Raw genomic sequence first — 26436 nt, forward strand, 5'->3', positions numbered from 1 at the left:
GGATAAACTATTGAACAGAAGAATTTTTAAAGCGATTTTCAAACAGCCTTATCGTTTGGCGTTAAGCCTGACTCCTATTCCCAGCATCAAGTTGTTCGGATCTTTAAACTTATAGAGCTGATACCCGACATGCAAAAATAAATTCTTGGTTATATCCGTTTTCAGGGCAATTATCTGATAAAACGAATTAGTATCTGCACCTTTACATATAATATTCCGTCCAATACCTAAGTTTATTGAAAAGATAGGCATAACGATTTCGGCCCGGGCCGAAAGTCCAACAGCAAACTGTTCCTTAAATGGGGGACGATGAAAACGAATATTTTCCGTATCGATTACCCCACCTGTATTTGCAACGTGATCGGATAAATTCGCGCTTTCATCATATTGTGCATCCAGCGAAAGTCCCGCGCGAAAATAATTGCTGAAATTATACATAGGAGTAAAGTTGAATCCGCCTACGGCAAAAGAACCGGGAACAAGTACCGGTGAATTATATGGCGGAAAGACACCTTTCTTTTTCAATGCACCATATATAATAAGATCATAACTTACATAGGGCTTAAATGTGTCCTTGTTCCGATAAGCAGTATAATAGGCCTTATTGTATAATTCCATTTTTTCCTTATTGCCAAAATAACGTATGATTCCAATACTTCCACCTATCGTATTAACTCCAGAGTTAGGATATCCTGTATTCCCATTCGAATAATGTGTAACTCCGACTCCTGCACGCAAATGAGTACAGGCATCAATCTGCCAGTTAAGCAACAAGCCGAAATTGATATAGGCATTTATTTTCGAGCCAACTACATTATTCATGGAATTTGTTTCTTCATCATATTTCTTCCATCCGAAAGAAGCCCCAAAGTTCCATTCATAGTCGAAAGACAAACGAGGGGTTATGCTGGCAATCCTATATGTTTGAAAGGCATAAACGGCCAGTGGATTGCCTATCTCGGAAGAATTGAAAAAGGTATTATATCCCACTCCAATACCTTGTATTGCATAAGGATAAATACGCCCCCAATAGGTATCGGGCGAGAATTTAAATCCATACTTCACGTGTCCCGAGAAAGTCTTCCTGACAGGAGTTTGTGCAGCATTCGCACCCTTAAAAAATTCATTGGTAGGAAATGTATAAGCAGGCCGGAAATCGACTCCAATTATATGAACTAATCGCTGACTTGTACTATCCTTGCTACTTGCCATGGTATAAACGGACAAGCATAAAAACATACACACAGCTATAAGCCTATTCGTTTTTCTATTCATCTTACTCTTGCTTTTCAGGAGTTATAAAAAATTCGTACGGACGTTTACTATAAATGGCACCTTCAAAAGTTTTCTTCCTTCCGCTAAAAGGATTGGAAGTGTACAATCTATAATTTATCCAATATTGCTCTATCAGATAATCGACAGAAATTTTCCATTTCTCACCGGGAGGAATCGTATATTTCTTCCCGACCAAGCTGGAATTGATGACACTGCGGATTTGCTGGAAATCACTTCCGACTTCCGCTTTTGTATCTTTCAATACGGGTTTTCCATCTATAAAATCAGGAACGACAACCAATGGCAAGGGAGTTCCTAAAAAGCATTTGTACAGTTTTTCTTCGTTCCAACCATCTTTATTCCTGAAAGAGATTTGACGCGGAAAAGATGATTCCATCGGATCGAAGTACCAACTCGTAGGTTGAGTGGACTGAGTATTATCGATCATCACGCAATAATCAGGCTCTAACAGATTGTCGGAATAAGATAAACTCTCCCAATCATACACGATACTGTCGACTTCATATTCCGAAGTCAGAGCTAATGATACAGGAATAGACTTGATTTCATATTCATTACCCACAACTATCTTGACATCAAGTGCTGCCCTATTCATATTATCACCAAAGAAAATACAGAGTTCCCTGCCATTCCTCTTCTCTACCCTGAAGTCACAATATTCGTAACCTAACTTAATTACGGCATTTTCGCCATTCTTTAAAGGCAAACTCCTGCCATCGGGATTCCCCTCAAGATCACAAATCGTTTCCCATACATTCTCATAATCCCCATATATATTCAAAATATCCCAATTGTCCGATTCAAAAACTATCCGGGCAACAGAGTCTGTTTCCGACAATTGTATTACAGGTACCTCTGGTAAATAGTCGTCTACAAAAACATTACTATTACATCCGGCTGCAAATACCCATAAACCCAACCACAATATTTTACATAGATTCTTCATAACAATCAGTATCAGAATTAATTTTCAAACTGTATATTTCTTCAGTTTCATCTTCCGGGTGGCATGATAACCGGTGAACCACCTCGCTTGTCAATAACGACACTTCTTAGTATTTCATACAGTATTCCACCCACATCAATGCCCAAATCAAATTTATTGAATTTATAATAAGGTGTAACAATCGGAATAGTCTGCCATCCCCGTTGTGGATCGTAATATCTCTGCACACCCACTTCCATACCAAACCGGTCTGTAAAATCATAACCGACAGCAGCTCCATACGTATTTCTGTTAAAGCCATAACGGCTATCCGGCGAATAAGAGCCAAAAGCACTTATCCGAAGTCTATCTGTAGGATGATAGGTTATACTTCCGAAAGTTCCCAAAGACTGTCCCACACTCATCGGGAAATTATACTTAACAGCATTCACCCCCGCCTGAATAGAAAAATAATCATTCAGGTCATAACGATAAAAAAGTGAAGCCTGATTAAGCCTTCCCAGCCCGGGCAATGTTTCCTGCATGCCACTACCATAGATATTAGGAAAAATCTGTCCTCCCGTCGTATAATCTCCATAAAATCTGGGTGAAGAATCTGTATAATAAGGAGGTATATAGAAAGGTTTATGCAATTTAAATTCTATTTTCTGATCCTTTGGTATTTCAGTTATTGGATCGCTTCCTGTATTTTCGTTGTAATCAAATGAATATCCGACAGCATCAGGAGAAACAAGACCGTCATCAAAAATTGCTTTCATACTGTCTTTATCAAACTTAAGACTATCACTCTTTATGCGTTCCTGCGCATAAAGTCCCGTACATGATAAATAAAGTACAGACAACAGAGCAATATTTCTCCACTTCATAAGTTTTCATAGTTTGAATTATTAATTCAAATATAAATGAAATAATTTGATTAGCCGCCACCTCCTAATCTATTTTAACAACAAAACAAGTTCAGCCCAACTAATCTGGGAGCGGCACACGAAGTTCAGAAACCTTATTATTTCCCCTGAAACAAACTCTCTTTACGATATGATTATAGAGAAATATTTTCCCGTTTAATATAATTAACTCTTTGAAAAGATAGCATTTACGATAAATTCGTAGATTTGCGAAAAGTTCGTAATAAAACTCATTCAATATGGAAAAGCTAACTTATCAAGAAGAAGAAGCCATGCGCTTTATCTGGAATTTAGGACCGTGTTTTGTGAAAGAAATCGTAACATGTTATGACGAACAGAAGCCTCCTTACACCACAGTAGCCTCGATTGTGAATAACCTGAAACGAAAAGGATACCTGAAAGCAGAAAGATTTGGAAATACGTACCGGTACACGCCATTGGTAAAGCAGGAAGAATATACCAGCAATTCCGTGGGAAACATCGTGCGCAATTATTTTGCCAACTCTTACAAGGAGATGGTTTCGTTTTTTGCCAAGGAACAGAAAATCTCCAAAGACGAGCTCAACGAGATTATCGACCTGATTGAAAAGCAGGAAAACAAATAAAAGTATGGGATTCACGAATAAATATCTACTTTAATATTTCTTTTATATGCTATATCTTCTTCAAGTCAATATCGGATTGATTCTGTTTTACGCATTGTACAAGCTGCTGTGTACACGGGATACATTCTTCCACTCACGAAGATTCATCCTGATGTTGTCGCTTGCATTGCCTTTTATCCTGCCTCTCATCGACATACGGGAATGGATGGAAAGTCGTGATAGCCTGATTATGCTCACTCATTTTGACTATTCGGTAGTGTTGCCAGAGATTGTAGTAGGAAGTAAAGCTGCGGGAACAGGAAATCAGGTATTCATTTTGTCCGAATGGATGAAATACATATACCTTGCTGGAGTAGCAATACTGACCATCAGATTCTTTATTCAGGTAGCCAGTCTGTCTCGTATCATTCTACACACGCCCACGAAGATGATAAACGGTATCTGCGTAAAATGCCTGAAAACTCCTTCCGGACCGTTTTCTTTCTTTGGATGGATTTTCATAAATCCAACCATTGTAAAGGAAAATGAAATTGGTGAAATCCTGACACACGAATTGGCTCACGTAAAACAAAAGCATTCCATCGATATCCTTTTTGCCGAAATAATCAGCATCTGCTGCTGGATGAATCCTTTTGCCTGGCTGATGAAGCGAGAAATCAGACTCAATCTGGAATTCTTAGCCGACAAGAAAGTGATGGAGGCAGGATTTTCCTCTAAAAGTTATCAATATCACCTGCTTGGATTGGCATACAATCACAAGTATGGTTTATCCAATAATTTTAATTTTTCTCATCTTAAACAACGTATCATTATGATGAACAAGAAAAAATCAAATGGTGCAGCGCATATTAAATATGCACTGTTCACCCTTCCGGCCTTTGCTCTACTCGTTGCCGGAAACATCTCCTGCTCGCAGGATGCATCAGAAAAGACAGATGCAAAAGAAGAGGTTGCCACACCAGTTAGTCCGGATGCAGCGGAAACTCCAGCAGAGAGCCCTGCGGAAGAAAAAGCACTCGATGTAGTAGAACAGATGCCTGAATATCCGGGAGGAATACAGGAACTGATGACTTTCCTTCAAGAGAACATCAAGTATCCCAAATCGGCACAAGAACGCAAAGTAGAAGGTCGCGTCATTGTTCAGTTTGTAGTAGAAAAAGACGGAACTCCTACCGAGTTTAATGTTGTACGTTCTATTGATCCAGACCTTGATGAAGAAGCTTTGCGTGTAATGAAAGCCATGCCGAAATGGAAACCGGGTATGCAGAAAGGACAGCCTGTAAGAGTAAAGTACACTATCCCTGTATCGTTCAAGCTTAAGTAATCTCTATTGTTGAGTCCGCTTTAAAATGTTTTTTCAGTTATATGTGAAAGAATGATTTTAAAGCGGACTCATTTTATAAAATGAATCGTCTTCAGTATAGAAGATGAAAAACCTTTGGCCTTCATAAATAAGATAGATAATTTTAAGGCGAATGATTGAGTGTCAAAGTAACAGAATAATTCATCTCTATAATTCCAAATCAATTATAAAAACTATATTTGTATGTTTCTGAATCAAATTGATAAATAAAGTATGGAAATAGTATTAGGAATAGTAACTTCCAGGGAGCTTTCAAGTTTTAGCTTCTATGATGATGCTCTCTATGCATTTAAGAGCGTACTATCAAAGGGGTTACTTGGGTTTAACTCTGATTTAGTGGAAACAATAAGTATAAGGCTTATATGCTTGTCACCTAAGTTCAGTAAATTCTTTCAAGCACATCGTCCTAAATACTATGAGGATAAAACTCTGAAATATAGAGGTTCGGTAACTCCTGAGGTTAGAATGTATAAATGTCTCACGGCAGATTTTGTGGTGGATTTCGAAGGTTATTTTAAATTGACTACGAAAGAAGAATGTCTTAGATATTTGGCCCTTTCATTCATAGACTTTTTAAAGAACTTAAAATATCCGGGCAAATTGAAGAAATTCGAAAAAGAGAAACTACTTCAGGCTGTAAAAGACATCTTTATAGAAAACGCCATCATATCAGAGCAGGATGGCGTATAGTTCACCTGAATTGAATCTATGCAATCATTTGACAAGCCGTGTCACCTTAAATGCGAACATATCAGCAAGCAGTAAACCACTAATCTCGATGATATTATTCTCGTAAAGTTAGAAAGATAAGTGTTGATTATATACCAATAAGTCAATTATAATATCTACATTTGTATTGTTAGAATTAGGCCTTGATAGTCTTATATGATTTATGTCTCGTAACGAAATCAAATTTCTTCAGGAGTATAAGGAAAAGGCACACCGTGAACTTTGCCATGTGCGTGATGAACAAAAAACAAAAGGGAAAAAAGTAAATATTGAATTATAAATCCAAAAATCGAAGTCTTATGAAGATAAACAATCTAATGTTATTTATACTATCCATATTCTTGTTTATCTCATGCGATAAAGAAGAATTTGAATTAGAAGTTAATAACCAAAGAACCGTCTTTATGTATCTCCCATGGTCAACTAATCTGACAAGCTATTTTTATAATAACATTTCTGATATGGAAGAAGCTATACAAGAAAATGGATTAGACAACGAAAGGGTTATCGTATTTTTATCTACAAGTTCTTCTGAAGCGGAGATGTTTGAGATAACTTTAAATAACGGTTCGTGCAAAAGGAATGTATTAAAAGAATATGTAAATCCTCCATTTACAACAGAAGTCGGCTTGACTAATATCCTCAGGGATATGAAAACATTTGCTCCAGCTGAAAGCTATTCAATGATTATCGGTTGTCACGGCATGGGGTGGCTGCCTGTGGTACAAAGCCGTAGCAAAGCAAAGGAAGAATTTGTTTATCACTGGGATTATGAGAATGTTCCTATGACACGCTTTTTCGGTGGATTAACAGCCGAATGCCAAACAGATATAAGTACTCTTGCCAAAAGCTTATCCAATAACGGATTGTTTATGGAGTATATTCTATTTGACGATTGCTATATGTCATCTTTGGAAGTTGCTTACGAACTGCGCCATGTAACCAACTATATGATTGCTTGTCCGACAGAAGTGATGGTTTTTGGTATGCCATATTCTACAATGGGCAAATATCTCTTATCAGAGAATCCTGACTATAAGGCAATATGCGAGTCTTTTTATCAGTTTTATTCCAACTATCAATATCCTTATGGAACACTGGCTGTAACAGACTGTTCTTATCTCGATGAACTAGCAGAACTGATGAAACAGATTCACTCCAATTATTCTTTTGATAGTACACAAACTTCACATATCCAGCGCATGGATGGTTACTCTCCTGTGATATTCTATGATTTTGGCGACTATGTACAGACTCTATGCGGTACAGATACAGAAGTATATAATGATTTCACAACACTAATGGAGAGAGTTGTCCCTCACAAGACACATACCGAAGAATTCTACACCGCATCAAGAGGGCCTATTGCAGTGGAAAAATATTCAGGAATAACGACCTCCGAACCAAGTACAAACAGTAAAATGGTGGATTACCCTCAAACATCATGGTATGTTGATACACATTAAATCTTTAAAGAAAATATAAGTTTAAGCAATATGAAAACAAAGAATTTATTGGAAATACTGATGTGGTTCTTCTTTGCTTGCAGTTTGATGAGTTGTCTTAAAGAAGACGAAGAAGGCAGAAAAATAACGGACTACAAAGAATACGTTCTGACTGTGGCATCGGAAATGAAACCGGGTGTAATGTGGTCAGAAGGACGTGATTATCTGAAAGAAGTATATCCCGTAAAAAAGGAAAATGCGGAAGAATGGGAAGCCTTGGGATATATTGACGGATTTGAATTTGAAAAGGGATATGAGTATAAAATAAAGATAAGTGAAACAAGTTATTTGGATCACAGCATGGGGCAACCTGCCTGGACGGAATATGACTTACTCGAAATAATATACAAAGAGAAAAAAGATTCCGAGGGGTTACCGAAACACTTTATTCCGGAAGTATTCTATAAAGACAAATTCCTTCCAGAGTATAGATATGCGGCAGAAGCTGATAACAAAGAGGTGATTGAAGAGGATTTGAGGAATAATTCTATTCTGCCATTGGATTATCACTATTTATACTATGGGAACAGTGAAGGACCGAAATGGTTTGCAATAAAAAACGACATCAATGCATTAGGTCCTGGTCTGATAAAAAGGACCGATAAGACTCAAGAAGAACTTCCCGAAGTGTATAAGATACTGCCACCGGAAGGACAAGTAAATGGTTTCATGGTATGGTCTTTTCTGGATGAAGACGGGAATGAGACAAGCTATCCCTCATTTGATGTATTTGTGGGTCCTGCTGCCAAATCAAAATCTGTCGATTTAACTCCCAATATAGTATATCTATATAAGGACTTGACGGAATACTATAAAAGGAAATATCCCGAGGCTGGAGTAAAAGCGGTCGTAGTATCTTATACTATTGCTATCAACTAAAATAAAACCTCCGAAAGGGTAACTTGCCGGGGCATCAGTTTACAAAAAAGTTTGTAAAAAACATACCGTGAACTATGCCGGGTACATGACGAGCAGAAAACAATAACGAAAGCAAAAGCAGATACAGAGCTGTAAAATAGTAACATGGAAATAAGACTTATTACTTCTAACAAGAAACAATTCTTGGATTTGCTGTTGTTGGCAGATAAGCAAGAGAGCATGATAGACAAATACCTGGAACGTGGTGAGATGTTTGCTCTCTATGATGATGGTCTTAAGGCAATCTCTGTGGTTACGTGTGAAGAAGGAAGTATCTACGAAATAAAAAACATAGCCGTTTATCCCTCTTCCCAACGCAAAGGATATGGGAAACGGCTCGTTGATTATCTTTTCGAATATTATCAGGGGAAATGTTCTATCATGTTTGTCGGTACGGGAGATACGCCTTCTGCTCTCTCTTTCTACAAACATTGCGGCTTTCGTATCTCACATCGACTGAAAAACTTCTTCATAGACAATTATGATCAACCTATTTATGAAGACGGGAAACAGCTCACCGACATGGTATACTTACGAAAAGACTTTTCATAATTCATGTTAGATATAGTCTGTAAAATATATAAATTCCCCTATTAGGAGGCCGTCTCAAAATAGAATTGCAAAAGTAAAAATCTTATAGATTGAAACTTAGAAGTAAAAAATCTCCTGCTTTTAGTCCTGTAATTGAATGAAATATATTGTTCTTCATAAATACTTTATAGTACCTTTATGTATTAAAAAATAATAGCTGTATGAAAACAAAGAATTTATTTGGAATACTGATGTTATTCCTATTTACATTAACCTTTATCAGTTGTGAAGAAGATACCGATAATGACAAACAGATATTTCACCTGTCATTTGAAAAAAACTATTACGAACGTCCTTTAACGGGGGCAAAGAATATCATGATAAGAGGAGGCAACAGAGATTATACTATAGATGTGAAAAACTCTGATATATTAGAAGTAACAGTAGATTTGTCTAGCCCTATGGGAATGGGTAATTTAGAAATACATCCCAAACAGACTGGAGAAACAATAGTAAAAGTCCATGATAATATTGTAAATGAGACTATAGAACTGAGAATAAAGATTGTTGATAACTATCTGAATTTAGTACTCGCCAATCCCATGCAATCGCCATATAATGAAGGGGATGAATTTTTCCTCATTAACAACGAATCAAGAAGTTTCTATTTGTACGATGATGATCAAGACTTAAAGCAGACCGGTAGTTACAATTTTATTGTAGAGAATAGTGTACCGTACATGGAATTAACCTTCAATGAGAAATTTGATAATAAATCTGTATATAAATATGACCTGACAGGTACAAGTGAAAATACCTTTTTTGCTTTAAAGATATTATTAGGATGGGATTGGCAAGAACAGATTGAAAGCATGAAGACAAAGGAAATCTCTCCTGCCACCATGAATGCTAAAGACATAGAAACAGGAGTTCAGTATTATTTTGTTGTCGGAAATCATGATATGCCAGAGAATATTTTAGGAACAAGCGATTAGGATTATCTTTGGTCGCTTTTATTTTTCCTAGCTTGAAATAGGTCTTGTCTCCCTTTTGCTGCCCCATTACGGGGATCATCACTCCCAGCAAAAGGAATTCAAGACCATATATCGTTGGACATTGTTCATTCGGCGTTTTCTATTGATTATCCATGTTCAATCGCGACATTTCACTTTCGGCCGCACTCTGATTATTCATTTTCTTTTCTGTGCGGAAGCGATAAGTTTTAGTGTCCGAATCGTGATGTATCCACTCCCTTCACTTCCTGCTTTTTATATCCACCCAAACGATATATAAAATTTAGAGATACGGTACGGCTGTAGAATGAGCTGTTCATATCCAAATACTGCCCTTTGAAGCGAACTTTCATATTCGGCATACTGGAATTAAAGATATCACTGCAACGTGCTGTTAGCGAACACTTGTTCTTGGCAAAGTTCCATTTCATTCCGGCAATAAGATTGAACGTACTTGCAAGATCCAGTGTACCCTGAATAAAAGGTGTCTGTATGTTACCCGTCAATTCAAACGAAAGGTTTTTGCCTATCTTGAAAGTATTGTCAAGTGTTCCGATAAATAACCATTTCTTTCGGTCGAAAGGTATGTCAAAGAACTGGTTACATTTTTCCCGTGCCTGCATTCCTACAAGTGTAAGTCTTGCATCGTACCAGTTTCTAAGACTGAACGGTAAAATGACATTTGCGCCTATCATACGCATATAATTCCAGTTGGTATTTTTGTATATCAATGCCAAACGGTCGGTAGCTTGATAGGGAGACTGGGCAAAGTAATCGGATGTATGTTTATAGAACAGACCAAATATATACTTCTGTTTTAATATATAGTTTCCATTCAGATTATAGGTTGTCATAGGCCGTAAACCGGGTGTTCCCTGAATTTCAGAATATCCGTTCAGGTAGGTGACTGAAGACTGCATATCCCAATAACCGGGATACGTCTTATCTGTTGACAGGGATAGCTGGAAAATATGTTGCGGGCTTTTCAGATATGTCAGTGAGGCTTGCGGATAGACTGCCCATTTGTGATAGTTCCCGATCGTGTAATATTCTCCCGTTGCAGAAACAGAGAACGAAGTACCGGTCGCCCAACTCTTACTCAGCGAAAAATAAAAATTAGTTGTCTGTTCTTCCAGCTTAGCGTCAGTATTTTCAGGTTTTATATTACCCGTCACATCGTCATAAGTCTGAAAATCATAGTTATTTGTATAGCGATACGATACGCCGTAACCTATGCCCCAGTTATTTGCCAGACTATGTTTCTGGTCTGCATAAACAGAGTAGCGGTCAATACGCTGCCCACCGGTCAGAGTATAAGCGTTCTCACTCTTATCGGCAAGCTGTGTTAACATGGCCTGAGTGTTATCGGATGTATAATGGGTATAATCACCACCAAGTTCAAGTCCGAAACCGGAACTGTATTGCAGGGCTATGTTATGCATCTTGTTTTCCGTAAACTTATCGAGAGTGGACTGCTGAAAACTTCCATCAGCTATGCTACGGCCGTATCTGTCGGGAGTAAAACTTCCCGTATAGGCAACGTTCAGATGATTCTTTTCATTGATGTTGTACTCCAGAGCTGTTCTTACATTATGTGTCCAGTTTTTAGTACTTAGTTTTTCATTCTGAGTTATTTCATAAACCCTATCACCCAATGTATGTCTGGAGAACAGGTCTGTATATTCCATTATTTTGACATTGTCGGCTCCATACATTACATCCAAAGTTACTTTAGGTATGGACAAACGGAAATTCCCGTTTGCACCACCACTGCTAAAATACCTGTTCTGATAATAGGTACTCAACTCTCCCTGAAATGAATAGTCATTCGAGCGTTTCATCACCACATTGATAGCAGCTCCACGTACATGAAATTCAGGAGGAGCACTATACACGACTTCTGCTTTCTCTACACGATCCACCGGTGTATTGCGCAACAATGTTTCCAGTTGGTCCGCTGTCATGGTGGTAGGCTTACCGTTTAGTATAATGGTAAGGGAACTTGCTCCGGCAAGAGAAAGCGCGCCGTTACTCTCTTGTACTCCCGGCAGTTTGGATATAGCTTCGTATGTGTTGTTTACAACCTGTCTCTCCGAAAGTACCGAAAGGTCATAGCCCAGCCGTCCGTCTTCTACTTTAACCAGCGGTCTTTCTCCCTTTATTACCACTTCCTCCAGATTATAGTCTTTCGGTTCCAGCGTAATAGTACCGGCATCACGCGCCTGCCCCTTTACCTGCTTGGTCTGATAAAGCAGATGCTGAACAATGAGCTGATACTTTTCCGGCTCCGGTTCAAGCCTGAATGTACCGTCGGCCGCAGAGATAGCTGCCCCCAGATAGGTTGAATCCGGAAGCTGCATAACAATGGTAGCACCGTCCACCGGCTGGTTACTCGTGTTTATTATTTTTCCTATTACCTGACTAAAGGCATAAACAGGCAATGCTATGAATAGCGATAAGCCGATTGATCGTTTTGATTTCATTACATCTATTTCTTACAATCGTTTCCTAAAAACAGCCTCTCTTCTTTCACGGTTTCCTGCTTTACCAGTTTTCCGTCGACAAAAGTAAAAGCGGTTGTTACGATAAACCATGCACCTTTATACAAACTCTTCTTTGTAGAAAAACTTTTCTTCCTGCCGGTTGTCATCGGTGTAAGAAATATCTTTATTGAAAGGCTCTCCGTATGCCTTTATAAAATTCCTTTTATTCGTACCTAAAGTGATGGTATCAGAGCTGAATCTGCTGACTTTCTTTGAAGTGTAACAACCGGTGAAAAGGAACAGACTGGCTGTTAATATCAGAAAAGATCGTATCTTCATAGTCCTATACATTTAAATGGATGTTTATCTAAAAAATCCCCACTACAAATGTATAAGATTATATCAGACAAGCTTACAATTTTTCTTTTTTTAAGAAAGCAGAAAATACATGTAATTTGAAAAGGCAATAAACACAACGATAGTCAATAAGACGATCTTAAAAGGATAATCTCATTGTCATACGTATTCCTGACTTCTGGATGTCCGGATGATTTCTATAATTTAATCTCCAGACATAATCAATCCGTAAGAACTTGAAAATATTTTCAATTCCTACCCCAGCTTCCATGTAAGGTGCTTTTCCCATCAGAAAAGAACCTTCAGGGAATTGGTATAACCCTTCCTTATTTAAAGCAGCCATAGGATTATTCTTGTCTGTCAGATTTCCCCACAGCCCTCTGAACGTAAATACTTCTCTCCATTTAAGTTTCTTGACCAGAGGAATCCGGTTCAGCAAATTTCCATTCATATAGTATGTCAAATCCCATGAAGCATACTCATCATTCAAAAATTCCAAAGCATTCATATTAGTATAGGCTTCAGGTTGTATGGTATAAGTTAAATTGGCATTAGGAAGTATCAACAAAGGATATGGCACCTTGCTCCATACCTTTCCTGCCTTAACAATAAAATCTATATAACCAAATGCAGAGAACCAGAAGCGTTTTTGTATGCCAATATCAGTTCGCTGAAAATCATAAGAAGATCCCAGCAATCCCTTTTTAGCCATTATATGACTCAAGTTGAATATCAATGCATCGTAAGTAATAGGAATACGTTGAGTCCGGGTTTGATAATACTTTTCATCTTTCCCGTAACGGAACCGCAGTTCTAATGCTGTAAGGTCATAATGATTGACAGGACTCAAAGAACCGTCAGCTTCAAACCTGTTAAACTCGGCAAACGGAGTAGCATATTCCCGCTGATTACGGATAATAGCTTCGTAAGATATTCCATTATAATGTTCCCGCGTATAAGTAAGTTCAGCCTTTCGCAAATAAGTAGCAAACTTGTCTTTCTTACGACGAATAGCCAGCATCATATTATCCTTACTTGTATACATGTACTGTTGCCCCAGTTTATTCAGGTCATACATATATTCCATACGAATGGAATGAATCGGATACTCCAGCCTGTAATCTTTACGGTCGTTAAAAGAATATTCCAACAGAGCATCATATTTAATTTTACGGTCTTTGGTGCCATAAGCTAAATAGCCATCCCCAAACCATCTTTTACTAAGTACCGGAGTTGTTCCTCCACCCACTCGGAAACGTGCTCCCTCAATTGTATTCCCATTAAGCGTAGAGTTCATTGGGCCTAAATCGAATTTATTTTTGGAGGGCTCTTTATTTGTAGGAATATATCCTGATACCAGAACACTTATTACCTTTTCCGTAAAATAAAAGACTGGGACCGAACGCAATTTTGCCATTAAGTTGCTTACAGAATTCGGATTCTTCCGTACAGCTTCCACAGGTCGAACCATTTTCCAGTAATTGTCCGATTGCCTGTAAGCATCTGCACTGACAATAGTGGGTGCGCTTTCCTGAAAGACCTTAGCTGTTTTTGTATCAGGTGCATGAAACGAATGGTTGCGATAAATACTCAACCTCCTTGCATACATTCCTTTCGATTTCTCGCTCAACTTAAAATTTACTTTAATATCATCTTTGGTCATCAGACGGGTACTGTCTGCCGTACGTTCAAAAGTCTGCTCAATCGTCATATGTGAAACGAAATTCAGATTGATGTCTTTCGGTACGTTTAGTATAACCTTCTTGACAAAATAGGTTGAATCAAGTGCTACATACAGATGTCCGGTAAATCCAAAGGTTTCCGAATTGAAAGGAACGAACCCTAAATCAGCACAAGGTTGTCCAGCTATATCCAATGTATCGAGTAAATAATATTTGTAATAATTAGGACCGATAGCAGAAAGCGGACTAACAAATCGCTGTAAAAACAATTGTACGTCATTTTTAAATATATCTACTTCATGGAAAGCTTCTCCCAGGAACTGCCGGACTCCATCCCGTGAAAACATTTCGTCTACGCCCGACGACTGGCTGCCCTCCACTACATGCTTTTCCGACTTTGGATGCTTACGATAATACACCGTTTCAACCAATTCTTTTTCAGATACAGGCAAAATAGTAGTTCCATCGGTCAATGTATCTACAAACTCTTCTACAAAGCTGAATTTATTTTTCTTGTTGGGCTTAGAAGGTTTGGGCGTATAATCGTTCATTGCAAAAAGAATCTTCTCATAATGTTCATAGCTGAAATAATCTTGCGAATAGGGACTGTTAAGATTTTTTCGTTCAATTATATTCCGGACAAACCGGACTGCAGGATTATCTTTCTTCTCATATTTTTCCCTCTGGGGCTTAACCACCACTTCCTTAAGATAAACCCCACTGGGTGATAAGGAAATTGACAGGTACGACATTTTTCCCGGAACCAGCTTCATCTTATATGACTCATATCCCAAATAGGAAACGACCAATGTTTTTTCCCCTGCCGGGACATTTAAGGAAAACTGTCCCTTATCATTTGTTGTGGTCCCCAATGTACTTCCTTGAATAAACAACTCAGCATATGGCAGTGCTTCGCCTGTTATCGAATCGGTTACAATACCTTTTACAGTAATATTCTGTCCGTACAAGCCGGACAGAAACAAAAGCAGAAGAAATAAACAATAGATTCTCTTATTCATGATGCATTTACAAATCATATTTCTATTTATAACCTGAAATAATTATCGGCACAGCTTCTAATGGAAATACCCCCGTACATCAAACATAATCATATATATATCACTCATCCAACATCAGATATTTCTGCTGCCACGCCTGATAGTAAGCAGGAAGTTCGGTCATCAAGTTTCCCTGAGGATCAATAAATAACTGAATCGTACTTCCTTCGGCACATAATGTATGGTCACTGTCACGATATACCTGATAAGTATAATCCAGCCTTGCCCCCAGTTTATACACATAATGTGTATGGATTTCTACTTTGTCATTAATGAAAAGAGGTGCGTAATACCTTACCTTTACCTCATACACAGGCGCATAAATTCCGGCACGCTGCATGTCAGCATAACCAATACCCGGATAATGACGACCAAAAGATTCTCTTCCATCTTCAAAATAAGTGAGGTATGTTCCATGCCATACCCTACGCATGGAATCAATCTCACTAAACCTCACTTGTACGCAACAAACATCTTCAAGTTCTTTCATTTCAGTTCACATTAAAGACCACTGTATTAAAATGACTGTTTACCGCATAGTCTGACAGCGTATACAAAACATAATTTTCGCCCCTCTCGTTCATGCGTAAAGTTTTCAACTTATGACTATGAGCATCAAGAGTTATTACAAACGAAGTAAACGGCATGCGCCTTTTGGCTTTTGCATCCAGCACCGGAGTTATCTGGATAATTTCTCCTTCTTGTTTCACCTGAATAGTTGAGTTCTCAGCGACTTCCGGTAAAGATGTCTGACAAACAACAGCCTGCAAGACTTTTTGTAACGTGCCAAACAGTTCCTGCATTTTACCTTTTGCCACATTTTTCTTTCCGTTTTCCATCATGATATAAGTACTGCCATTCATTAGCAGCATGTCCTTATTATCACTGAAAATCATGCATATCTTATCGGGCTGCTGAAAATAAAAGTGCCCAGAAGTAACAACATCTTTTGCAATAAGTACGTTATGGCTGGTACGTGTAACATTGGCAAGCAATGTCGTTATGCCAGATTGAGCAGACAGTTCTGTAGTAAAAAAGATAAAAACTATCTGCCACATGATGTATTTGTAAATTCCCCTGCTCATGCGTACAGTCCTCCATTGACAGATATGACATCTCCGGTTATATACCCCGCTACATTCGAAACAAGGAAACCTACAACTTCAGCCACTTCTTCCGGTGTACCAAAGCGATTGGCAGGTATAGTTTTCCGTAATGCTTCTTCATCCAGCCCATCTACCATATCTGTTTTGATAAAACCTGGAGCTACTGCATTGACGGTAATATTTTTACAAGCCACTTCTTTAGCCAGCGCCTTGGTTGCTGCTATCAAACCTCCTTTGGCAGCCGAATAGTTTGTCTGTCCCTGTATGCCACTCAGACCACTGACACTTGCCATGTTGACAATACGTCCATATTTACGTCGCATCATAGGTTGTAAAAGCTGCTGAGTGACATTGTAAAAACCTTTGAGAGTAATATCAAGTACCTGATCCCAATTCTCTTCCGGCATAAGCGCGAGTATATTATCTCGTCTGATGCCGGCATTGTTTACCAGCACTTCAATGTAACAGTCTGGATGAGCATCCTGCCACTCGCCAATTGTTTTTCGGACTTGTTCGCCGTTACTCACATCGAACATCATAATTTCCCCGTCCTGTCCTGCTACTCTTATCAATTCTAACGTCTTCAGAGCTTCCGGTAAATTATTGACACAATTCACGATTACGTAATAGCCCATACACGCCAGCTTTACACACACGGCACGCCCTATTCCCCGGCTGCCTCCGGTTACTAATGCATATTTCATAAAAACAATTATTTTAATTGGTTATACATATATTCTTTTCCAAGTATCTCAGCACAAGTATACATGGCAGTCATCGTTACCCCATGTATTCCGTGCAACACTAAATTCTGCCCTGTAAGCAACAAATTATGCAGAGGAGTCCGCGGCGAAAGTACAGTCATCATCGGATTGTGGTAATCTTTCCGTATGCCATAAGCCGAACCTTCCGGAGTTCCCGTATAATCACGGTAAGTCAACGGAGTGCTGACATAAAATTGTTCAACCATCTTTCCGAGCTCAGGAATAAAATGTTCGGCCAGTCTGATACACTCCGCTGCCAGCCGTCGCTTCATTTCAATGTATTCTTCTCCCCGATGTCCGACGGAAGTTTGTGCCCATCGAGAACATTTATCCCATGACATTGGAGTTAGCAAGTCTATTTGCCGCAAATATTCACCGCCATCTTCCGGCAGACGGGCCGTTATCAGAAGTCTGTCTACAGACGGATTATCCTGATAAAAAGTCCATACATCACTTTGTTTATAGATATACTGATTCCAGTTAAAGTATTTTATCTGCTGAGGCTTAACAGCCAAGGAAACAGTAAGCATGCCAAACGTGTTATCCAAGGCTCCGATACGCTTAAGGTAAATGCCTCTCATAACCTTACTTTGCTTTATCCAGCTACAGGTTACGGCGGGATGTACGTCGCTGATAAAACATTCTGCTTCATAAACTTGTCCGTCCGAACAACGGGCACAGACTACTTTTCCATCTTTCTCAACCAGTTCTTCTACGGCAGCCCGACAGATTATATCGCCACCCTGTTTACGGATATCCCCTATTAAGGAATCAACAATAAGAGAACCCGGACCTTTTAAACGCCAGCTACTCTCAATAAAACTGGCGTTTCCATGCAAAAAAGTAAACAACGGCAAGGAATCCTTCCGCAACTCCAACTTCAGCGAAGTTGCACTCAGCACATCAACCAGCAGTGGATTATGAAATGTTTTTACCAGATAGTGCCATGCGCCGGTTTCAAAAAGAGCAAAAGATGATGAAGCCTGATCCGACTTTAACAGGCTTATCTGTTCTTGCTTTGTCTGTTTAAGTAAATGGATATATTGTGCCAGAGCCTCCTTCTCAGCCGGAAAGCGTTCTTGCAGGTTCTCCATAAAGTTTTCATATCCCTGCAAAAAGGAAAAATTCTGGTTGCCAATTTGTATTCTGTCAAAAGCTTCATCCATTTTTTCCCAAGGAAGATTTTCCAGTCCAAGCATCTTAAACGCTGCATACAGAGATTGTCCCTCTTCAAGTCCTCCTACATAATGAAAGCCTGTATCGAATGTAAATCCGTTACGCTTATAGCTCTGAAGGCAACCTCCCGGTTGTGCTTCTTTTTCGAGTACCAGCACACTTTTGCCTGCTTTCGACAAAATGTGAGCACACGCCAGTCCGCCCAGTCCGCTTCCAATAATAATTACATCGTACTTCATTGCTGTTTTCTTTTTTGAATTATTCTGAATACGGCGGGCTGCACAACATACGATAAGACTACCGAAGAAATCAGTCCTACCAAAGTACAGAAGCCAACTGAAGAAATGGCCGGATGTTTGGCAAACAGCATGGAGCCGACAGTAATAATCAGGATAACTGCACTGAAAAAGATAGCAGTCTTATGATATTTCAATAAATCCGGATTCTGCCCTTTATCTAAAAGTCCGCTCATGATAAATATGCTGTAATCTACTCCTATTCCAAAAATAAACGTAGATATGACCACATTAATGAGATTAAACTGCTTGTCGAAGATAACCATGGCGCCCAATACGATAAACCAGCTCAGTAATATAGGCATAAAGCCCAGTAAGGCATAACGAATATTCCCGTGAAAATTTAACAACAAAATGACAAATACAAAAAGCATGGAAAGCCATTGCAACAGATTGAAATCCTTATTCAGCTGGGTAAGAGTATCTGTAGTATAATAATACGTATCAAGTACCAGCAAATGAGGCAAGGAAGCTACGGCATCACAAATCCGGTGATAATCACTGTGACTGCTTCTTATGGAGTCATTGGCACATCTGACAGACGTAAAGCAAAGATACTCGCCATTGTATGACTGCTCCATCAAGGTCGACAAGTAACCTTGTGGAATAATTCCAGCCTTGTAAAGCGCATCCGGTTTATAGTCGGCTGTCACCCAGTCAAAGAAAGGCTGAAATGCCTCCGGACGTAATCCTGCCTGGGGAGCCGTTTCCTCTATCAACTTCCGTACAAGCTGCAAACGCTGGCTCGTCCAAAAGTTCTTCCATGCATCAATACGTTGCTGCTGTACGTCAAGCGGGACAAAAAGCATCCCGGTATGGGTGTAGCTCTTTACCAATCCCTCTTTTTGCAAAGAATCCAACTTGCTATTTAATCCCTCAAAACGATGAATCGCCTCTTCCATCGTATGCCCGGAACTTGCAAAATACTTTTGCTTATCGCCTGTATAAGTTTTATTCCGCAGTAAATTTTCCGAATAGGAAGTAATTTCCGATTTATAGCCGAGATCATGCATATCAGCATCGAACCGGGTTCCTCCCTTTATATAAAATGCAATACATACCACTGTAATAATTAGCAATACAGCAATAAGTGGTTTACTGCGATCGAAGGGGAAAGCATTTATTTTTTCAATAAACAAGAATGCCCGCTTATTGATTTTATTTGCAGCAGGATTAAGAAACTGAGGTAAATATAAAAGACAAAACGCCGTAGTACCGACAATACTTAGTGAAGCGAACAAGCCGAAATCTCTCAGCAATTCTGTTTGCACAAAAACAAGTCCCATAAAAGAACCGATAGTCGTAATGCACCCCAAGCAGACAGGCCGTACCTGATCACGCAACATCTGTTCCGGATTGTTGACAAATTTATAATGCGTCAGCACATGAAGTACATAACTGAAGGCTACACCCAGTACAACAGCTCCTATTCCAAGCGCAAGCAAAGAGAACTCACCTCTGATAAAATACATACCTGCCAGTCCGAACAATACGCCAAAAACCAGCGGCAGCAATAAAAGAGGTAATGTATCATAATTGCGGAAGCAAAATAAAATAAACAGCAATACCAGTATCATAGCTCCGGCAATTGTCGTCTTCAAATCAGACTTTATTTGCGATGCGTTATAAAAGCCGCTTGCCGGAGTTCCATGATAACATATCTTTACATCAGGAACAGAAGTAGAGAATGCCTCTATCTGCTCATTCAGCATCTGGAATAAAGCTGATCCCTGCCCTGTATTCGTTGCCGAATAGCGGGGAGTAAGGAAAGCTACACACACTGTAGAATCGGGCACGAAGAAATGTCCATCAATAATTTTATAGCCACTTCCACCTCCTTCTACCAAAGGCTTGAAGCGGGACATCAGTTCCTTGCGCAGTCCCAAAGGATCTACTTGTATTAATTCGGGATACATACTGCCAAAAGAAGAACTCAGATCCCTGCGGTTCTCTTCCATCTGCCGCTCCAGATGAGAAGTGGTCAGCATTGTATCGAGTCCAGCATAAAAGCTTGTATCAATGTAAGCAGGCAAATGAGTTTCCAAATAATCAATGGCATCAGGCAACAATTCATCCGGCAAACAATAAAAAATATCCTCCAATGTCCGGGACGAGGAATCCGATACAGCATCCTTACGCAACAGAGAATCAACAAAAGCATCACATGTTTCTACAATGTGTGCCACAGAAGCTCCATTTTTCCCCTCAAAAAGCAAGAAAGTCTTATCCTTTATTTTCAGATTAGCAAAAGCCAGCTTGGTACTTCCATCTTCGTTGGTAGAAGCCGGAAGCAACTTATTTATATCTTCTTCCAAATGAATTTGAAAGGCGAAGAAACCGCAACATACGAACCAGATAATCATAGAAATCCAGCAAACCGCACGATGGTTGCGAAAATAGTGATAGACCTTTATACAAAATTCTGTCATACCGTCATTATTCCTTTAAAATCAGCATAAACTCTCGTATCATCAGCTATTCGGGCTGTTACCTTAAATCCTTCTTCCACCGGACAGATATCCATCGTAACATTTACCTCCGAACATACGGAAGGGGTTGCAACCGAAAGAAAACGGCATTGCCTGATAGTATGAATAGACATTTTCTTCCCCATCAGGCGCATGGCACATTCCTTTATGGTTTCGATATGGCAGACACCCGGACAAACTGGATGACCGGGGAAATGACCACGATAGATATCGCAATCGGGCAACAGACGGATGCGGAACGTACCTTTCATTCCGCAGACTGTTGCATCTTCCATTTGATAATACTTGTTTTCGAGAAGCATCTTGTACAGATTTTTTAAGTGTTAGGAGTGATATATATTTTCATCTGAAGTTCTGCAATGCGTTCATCCGATACCCATGACTCGCCCGTTATGCAGGCAATGTCGCCAACTACTTCTTCACGCGTCACAGTGGTCTTCAGAGTTTCTCCCACACACGCAGAACGATAACAATGAAAGTTACGAATCTCACCAATATAACCTACCGGAACATACGAAGCACCTTCTTCGCGAACCAGATAACCGGCAAGTGCCGAAGCAGACTGAGCAATATGCTCAATCACTCCGGCTTCTGCCAACGTTCCATCAGATTCTAAAAAATAATTATCCGGCAGAATAAGAAGAAGAGTAACAGCCGTTTCTCCATTCACGCTCAACAGTTTATCGACCATCTTAAAAGGTGAACGTTGAGGAATCAGCTGCTCAATGTCGTAGTTATTCATTTGCAGATAGATGAGATTCAATATAGTCATACAAATCGTTAAACGTCTTGATATTCCGCAAGTCGGCTACCGGAATCTTAATCTTATATGTGTGCTGGATAAGAGCCACCAGATCCACCAGACTCAAGCTGTCCAACGATAGTGTATCGCGCACGTTAGCATCAGGGCTAAAGAGTGCAGATTCTACTTCAAATTCTTCAGATAATAATGCGTTTACTTTTTCAATAATGTCATTACGTGTCATAATCAGTATTATTTTATTATTACGGTTATATATTATTTAGTTATATATTTTTTACTATCAGAGTGGAGTTTGTACCACCAAACCCAAAAGAATTAGACAGGAACATGTTGAATCCGATTTCACGCGTTTCAGGCAAGATATTCAGACAAGCAGTATCCTCGTCCGGACGTTCAAAATTGATATTTCCCGCGATGAAACCACTTTTCATCATCAGTATTGAATAAATCAGCTCACTGGCTCCCGCCATCCACATTTCATGTCCGGTCTGACTCTTGGTAGAGGTTACCGGTACCCGATAATCACCAAAAACACGAGCAATAGCCTGCGCTTCACGAGCATCCCCGATACGCGTAGAAGTAGCATGAGCATTAACATAACCTATCTGACGCGGATCAATTCCACCATGTTGCAGACAAAGCTCAAGAGAACGTGCCGGCCCATCTACATTGGGAGTAGATATATGATTTCCATTACCGGAAAATCCCCAGCTTACGATCTCGGCCAGAATAGGTGCTCCCCGCTTGACGGCACACTCGTAACTTTCTACAACGAGCGTTGCAGCTCCGCCCCCGGGTACCAATCCGTCACGGTCCACATCAAACGGCCGGCTGGCTTTCGACGGTTCGTCTTCACGAACGGAAAACGACTGAATGCCATCGAAAGCGGCTACTCCGTAAAGGTTGGCTTCCTGTGCTCCACCGCATACAATACAATCCTGCAATCCGTCGCGAATCAACAGATAAGCCAGTCCTACAGCCTGCGAACCGGAAGCGCATGCAGCCGAAGATGTCAGATTAATTCCTCTCAACCGGAACAGACAAGCCAGATTCATGGTTACCGTAGAATTCATAGACTGAAAAATAGCTCCGCTTCCACATGCAGCCGTATCCTTGTATTCACGGAAATTATCCAGCGAACGCATCGTTGCCTCGGCTACAGAATCGTTGCCATAAATAAGTCCGATTTCATGGCAGTCTATATAATCCTGGTCAAGCTGGGCGTGCTCCAACGCAGCCCGTGTAGCCATGTAAGCATATTGAGCTTCTTCGGGCATAAACTGACGAAAATTTCTTGAAACAAACGGCTTCAGGTCAGGCCGCTGTATTGAGGCACATAAGGCGGAACGAAATCCCGCATCCTTACGCTCCTGACTAAATATAATGCCGCTTTTCCCGGCGTATAGCGCATGGCATACGTCGGCAAGTGAATTACCCAGGCATGACCAAATTCCCATACCTGTAATCACAACTCTTCTTTCCATATTGTTATCGTTAATTTTATAATTTTTTCTTGTAACACCTTCTTCGCTTTGTATAAGCAGGATGCAACGGCCCCCACTGCGAAAGTTCCTTCACGTTATCTTCCAACTGAGGTCCGGTTTCGGCATAGCGGAAATGATATTGGTTATAGATGGGAATCAGATCATCGAAAAACAGGGCATTCACTCCAAGTCCCTGATAATCGGGCCGTACGGCGATAAGCAGCATATCTACCTTTTCCTCCCTCTTCCATTTCAAGGCTTTCAGCAAATGATACCACCCGAAAGGGAACAACCGGCCTTTTGCTTTCTGCAAGGCATGGGAAAGGCTTCCCATAGTAATTGCAACGCCTACAATTTCTCCTTTATCATTCTCTACAACAGGGATAAGACGTTTGTCAATCAAAGGCAGATAACGATTCACATATTCGTCTATCTGCCTGTCCGACAACTCTGTATAACCGAACAAAGGAGCATATGCCTGATTCAACAGTTCAAAAACCTTTCTTCCGTATCCTCTCTTATAGATATCTGCATGAGTCAGTTTACGGACGGTCAGGCCAAACATTTCTTTCGAAAGCCTTGCCACACGTGCGTACTTTTCCGGAACTTCTTTGGGAATTTCGATACATACCTGAATCCAGTCTACTTCTTTCTCATAACCCAACGCTTCCAGATGGGCAGGATAATAAGGAGGATTATAAATGGTAATCATGGAACTCAGCTGGTCGAAATCTTCTACCAGCATACCTTCCTTATCAAAGTCGAATATTCCCATCGGACCTTGTATCTGTTCCATCCCATGTTCCTTGCCCCATGTTTCCACAGCAGAAAGTAACGCGGCAGATACCCTCCTGTCGTCTACAAATTCGATAAGTCCAAAACGTACATTACGTGTATTCCATTTTTGATTTGCCCGATGATTGATGATACCTACAATGCGACCAACGGCATTTCCTTGTGCATCGTACGCCATAAACGGCATAATGTCCGTAAATTCCAATCCTGAATTTTGCGAAGGGTTGAACACATTGTAGATATCCGACTCAAGATCGGGAACATAGCAGGAATTACCCGCATACAACTTATACGGAAGTTGTACAAAATCTCTCAAATCTTTTTTTGTAGAAACTTTTCTTATATCGATTTCATTCATAACACAGTACCATTCTTTTACGTTATCAATCTGTCTATAACAACGGATATCTTCCGGCCACAACTTCAGGCCCAGACGTCATTCATAGACAAATCCGTCTTTCTATACCAGCTTTTGGGAATCACACTCCCCGGCAGATTTCACCTGTCCCTGCCTCGTTTATCTTCTTGAAACTGCTTGTTTCTATATGCCTTAGGCGACATTTTCAGGTGGTGTTTTACATACGTTCCAAAAAAAGAGAGGCTTGGAAAGTCCAATTCGTTTGAAATTTCCTTGATGTTCTTTTTGGAATCCTGTAATAACCTTATTATATCTTTCACCATACGCTGGTTAATGATTTCAGAAGCAGTCTTTCCACACTGCTGCTTACACACATATGTCAAATATTTTGGAGTAGTATTAAGCAGATTGGCATAATAGGAAACCTTCCTGTTGCACGGATATGATTCACTCAATATTTTAAGAAATTCCGGAAACAAATAATGCTCCGGCTTATTGCCGCACTGCAAATCAGGAGAAAGATAAAGCAGCGTCTGATACAGATCATAACTAAACGCATGAAGCAGTGCCAATAGCCGTTCCTTCTTATAGCGGTATACACCGTGAAAATTCAGGTACGTTTTTAAAAGATCATAGTACAAAAGGAACATCTTTATCTTTTGAGAATGGAGATGCCAAACCGGACATTTTTCTATAGCCTGTATCAGGCTCCAGCTTTCCGAAGTGGTAAATGCACATATCATATCTATGATTCGAGAAGAAACGACAATGACTCTCCATTCAAAATCGGGACTGAGCATATTAGGGCTGACAATGACATTCGGAAAACATATTCCCATATCATTAGGAAGTACATGATATATTTTGTTGTTCAATCTGAAACTACCTTTTCCCCTTAAACAAAATCCTATAATCCAGCTGTTCTCTATTTTTACAGTTTTGCCCTGTATATACTTCAATGTGTCTATCAGGAGTACGTCGTTTTTCATGTATAGTGTTTCCGCCGAAGAGAGTATTTCTACATTCAAGTTTTCCATATCAAAAGCATTTTCGACTTAATTTTCGTACAAAAATAAAAAGCGGAATTTAGGATGTAGTGTTTTGTTTTTCTGTTTTAGTTTTCGAATTTCCTCCATGGAATAAACAGAACATTTTATAGGAAAAATCAATATAATGAATGATTAAAAGTCTGTTTTCGCCTTACACGTAAAAACTTTAAACAGCTAATAATTAAGATAAAAAGGGAATATATCACTTACACATCATTACATTTACAGCCGATGTCACCAACAGCCATCAATCACAATTTACAAAACAGGTATTACTTGTTTGGGGATATACAATGCAGAAAAAAAGACTTTTAAAACCATGACAAAAGACTTATCAGAAACTTTTTTGATGAAAATGTACGGGCATCAGAACGAATTGTGTAAGATAGAACGGCGGTAAAAAGTTGTTGTGGTTTGTTTATCAACGAGTTAAACGAATACGGGCTTTCATGCAAACGCAAAACGAAATGTGACATTACTTTACATCGGCTTTACATCTAAACGGCCTAAACGCGGGCTTTAAATGCGTTTTTGTTACATCACCCTATAAATATCACCTAAACGGGGCTGGAATAGGCTGTAAAGGCTTATTTCGGCCTTTTTTTATGCCTGTTTATGTGTTTAGAAATCTGTTTAAGTACCCATTTAGACGGGAAAAACAAACGGTTTCAGAATCTCTTTCTTAAATGTTAAAAAAGGGGTTGGGGATACCTTTGGGGATACCAGTTGGGGATACCCTTTTTTATTTATTTTACGCGCAAAATA

At 39.6% G+C, this 26436-nt stretch carries 24 protein-coding genes; 7 read left to right on the forward strand and 17 right to left on the reverse strand.

What is annotated here, in order from left to right:
* Window positions 1–48: 48 nt before the first annotated feature.
* Genes WKT12_RS01125 through WKT12_RS01135 form a run of 3 tightly spaced genes read right to left on the reverse strand, consistent with a single transcriptional unit; the run spans window position 49 to window position 3108 of the window.
* Window positions 49–1275, reverse strand: a complete 1227-nt coding sequence (locus WKT12_RS01125; protein WP_021970077.1) for an acyloxyacyl hydrolase — start codon at window positions 1273–1275, stop codon at window positions 49–51.
* A gap of 1 nt (window position 1276) precedes the next feature.
* Window positions 1277–2242 carry a hypothetical protein gene (locus WKT12_RS01130; protein WP_340318535.1) on the reverse strand — a complete coding sequence of 322 codons (966 nt, stop codon included), beginning with the start codon at window positions 2240–2242 and terminating at the stop codon, window positions 1277–1279.
* A gap of 47 nt (window positions 2243–2289) precedes the next feature.
* Complete coding sequence (locus tag WKT12_RS01135; RefSeq protein WP_021970075.1) at window positions 2290–3108, reverse strand: hypothetical protein; 819 nt, start codon at window positions 3106–3108, stop codon at window positions 2290–2292.
* 278 nt (window positions 3109–3386) lie between these two features.
* On the opposite strand from WKT12_RS01135, the gene WKT12_RS01140 reads away from it, so the two are divergent.
* The 7 genes from WKT12_RS01140 (at window position 3387) to WKT12_RS01170 (ending at window position 9793) form a co-directional block, all read left to right on the forward strand.
* Window positions 3387–3752, forward strand: a complete 366-nt coding sequence (locus WKT12_RS01140; RefSeq protein WP_340318536.1) for a BlaI/MecI/CopY family transcriptional regulator — start codon at window positions 3387–3389, stop codon at window positions 3750–3752.
* A 46-nt stretch (window positions 3753–3798) separates the two neighbouring features.
* Complete coding sequence (locus WKT12_RS01145) at window positions 3799–5076, forward strand: M56 family metallopeptidase (RefSeq protein WP_340318537.1); 1278 nt, start codon at window positions 3799–3801, stop codon at window positions 5074–5076.
* A 252-nt stretch (window positions 5077–5328) separates the two neighbouring features.
* Complete coding sequence (locus tag WKT12_RS01150; protein WP_340318538.1) at window positions 5329–5805, forward strand: hypothetical protein; 477 nt, start codon at window positions 5329–5331, stop codon at window positions 5803–5805.
* A gap of 338 nt (window positions 5806–6143) precedes the next feature.
* A complete protein-coding gene (locus WKT12_RS01155; protein ID WP_340318539.1) occupies window positions 6144–7310 on the forward strand; it encodes a clostripain-related cysteine peptidase in 1167 nt (388 codons plus the stop codon).
* Between the two features lie 30 nt (window positions 7311–7340).
* Entirely contained in the window at window positions 7341–8228 is an 888-nt protein-coding gene (locus WKT12_RS01160) for a DUF4377 domain-containing protein (protein ID WP_340318540.1), read from the forward strand.
* Window positions 8229–8372: 144 nt separating this feature from the next.
* Window positions 8373–8819, forward strand: a complete 447-nt coding sequence (locus tag WKT12_RS01165; protein ID WP_340318541.1) for a GNAT family N-acetyltransferase — start codon at window positions 8373–8375, stop codon at window positions 8817–8819.
* A gap of 200 nt (window positions 8820–9019) precedes the next feature.
* Window positions 9020–9793 (forward strand): hypothetical protein, encoded by a 774-nt coding sequence (locus tag WKT12_RS01170; protein ID WP_340318542.1) that lies wholly within the window; start codon window positions 9020–9022, stop codon window positions 9791–9793.
* Between the two features lie 227 nt (window positions 9794–10020).
* Here WKT12_RS01170 and WKT12_RS01175 read toward each other — a convergent pair whose 3' ends face one another.
* The 14 genes from WKT12_RS01175 to WKT12_RS01240 all read right to left on the reverse strand — a co-directional run bounded on the left by WKT12_RS01175 (window position 10021) and on the right by WKT12_RS01240 (window position 25659).
* A complete protein-coding gene (locus WKT12_RS01175; RefSeq protein ID WP_340318543.1) occupies window positions 10021–12294 on the reverse strand; it encodes an outer membrane beta-barrel family protein in 2274 nt (757 codons plus the stop codon).
* 117 nt (window positions 12295–12411) lie between these two features.
* The gene (locus tag WKT12_RS01180) at window positions 12412–12633 is read right to left on the reverse strand and encodes a hypothetical protein (protein WP_340318544.1); all 222 of its coding nucleotides are present in this window, start codon (window positions 12631–12633) and stop codon (window positions 12412–12414) included.
* A 157-nt stretch (window positions 12634–12790) separates the two neighbouring features.
* Window positions 12791–15352 (reverse strand): DUF5686 and carboxypeptidase-like regulatory domain-containing protein, encoded by a 2562-nt coding sequence (locus tag WKT12_RS01185; RefSeq protein WP_340318545.1) that lies wholly within the window; start codon window positions 15350–15352, stop codon window positions 12791–12793.
* A 100-nt stretch (window positions 15353–15452) separates the two neighbouring features.
* On the reverse strand, window positions 15453–15881 hold the full coding sequence (locus WKT12_RS01190; protein WP_021970071.1) for an acyl-CoA thioesterase: 429 nt from the start codon (window positions 15879–15881) through the stop codon (window positions 15453–15455).
* Window position 15882: 1 nt separating this feature from the next.
* Window positions 15883–16449, reverse strand: a complete 567-nt coding sequence (locus WKT12_RS01195; protein ID WP_340318546.1) for an outer membrane lipoprotein carrier protein LolA — start codon at window positions 16447–16449, stop codon at window positions 15883–15885.
* 23 nt (window positions 16450–16472) lie between these two features.
* On the reverse strand, window positions 16473–17201 hold the full coding sequence (gene fabG, locus WKT12_RS01200) for a 3-oxoacyl-ACP reductase FabG (RefSeq protein ID WP_340318547.1): 729 nt from the start codon (window positions 17199–17201) through the stop codon (window positions 16473–16475).
* Window positions 17202–17209: 8 nt separating this feature from the next.
* Complete coding sequence (locus WKT12_RS01205) at window positions 17210–18676, reverse strand: phytoene desaturase family protein (RefSeq protein WP_340318548.1); 1467 nt, start codon at window positions 18674–18676, stop codon at window positions 17210–17212.
* A complete protein-coding gene (locus tag WKT12_RS01210) occupies window positions 18673–21162 on the reverse strand; it encodes an MMPL family transporter (RefSeq protein ID WP_340318549.1) in 2490 nt (829 codons plus the stop codon). The genes WKT12_RS01205 and WKT12_RS01210 overlap by 4 nt, the downstream gene beginning before the upstream one ends.
* Window positions 21159–21497 (reverse strand): beta-hydroxyacyl-ACP dehydratase, encoded by a 339-nt coding sequence (locus WKT12_RS01215; RefSeq protein WP_340318550.1) that lies wholly within the window; start codon window positions 21495–21497, stop codon window positions 21159–21161. The genes WKT12_RS01210 and WKT12_RS01215 overlap by 4 nt, the downstream gene beginning before the upstream one ends.
* 41 nt (window positions 21498–21538) lie before the next feature.
* A complete protein-coding gene (locus tag WKT12_RS01220) occupies window positions 21539–21994 on the reverse strand; it encodes a beta-hydroxyacyl-ACP dehydratase (RefSeq protein WP_340318551.1) in 456 nt (151 codons plus the stop codon).
* Window positions 21957–22208 carry an acyl carrier protein gene (locus WKT12_RS01225; RefSeq protein WP_021970064.1) on the reverse strand — a complete coding sequence of 84 codons (252 nt, stop codon included), beginning with the start codon at window positions 22206–22208 and terminating at the stop codon, window positions 21957–21959. Before WKT12_RS01225 ends, WKT12_RS01220 begins: the two co-directional genes overlap by 38 nt.
* 40 nt (window positions 22209–22248) lie before the next feature.
* Entirely contained in the window at window positions 22249–23469 is a 1221-nt protein-coding gene (locus WKT12_RS01230; RefSeq protein WP_340318552.1) for a beta-ketoacyl-[acyl-carrier-protein] synthase family protein, read from the reverse strand.
* A 16-nt stretch (window positions 23470–23485) separates the two neighbouring features.
* Window positions 23486–24622 (reverse strand): N-acetyltransferase, encoded by a 1137-nt coding sequence (locus WKT12_RS01235; protein WP_340318553.1) that lies wholly within the window; start codon window positions 24620–24622, stop codon window positions 23486–23488.
* A gap of 140 nt (window positions 24623–24762) precedes the next feature.
* A complete protein-coding gene (locus WKT12_RS01240) occupies window positions 24763–25659 on the reverse strand; it encodes an AraC family transcriptional regulator (protein WP_340318554.1) in 897 nt (298 codons plus the stop codon).
* Window positions 25660–26436 lie beyond the last annotated feature (777 nt).

The sequence above is a fragment of the Phocaeicola sp. HCN-6420 genome, from assembly GCF_037890145.1.
Classification (GTDB): domain Bacteria; phylum Bacteroidota; class Bacteroidia; order Bacteroidales; family Bacteroidaceae; genus Phocaeicola.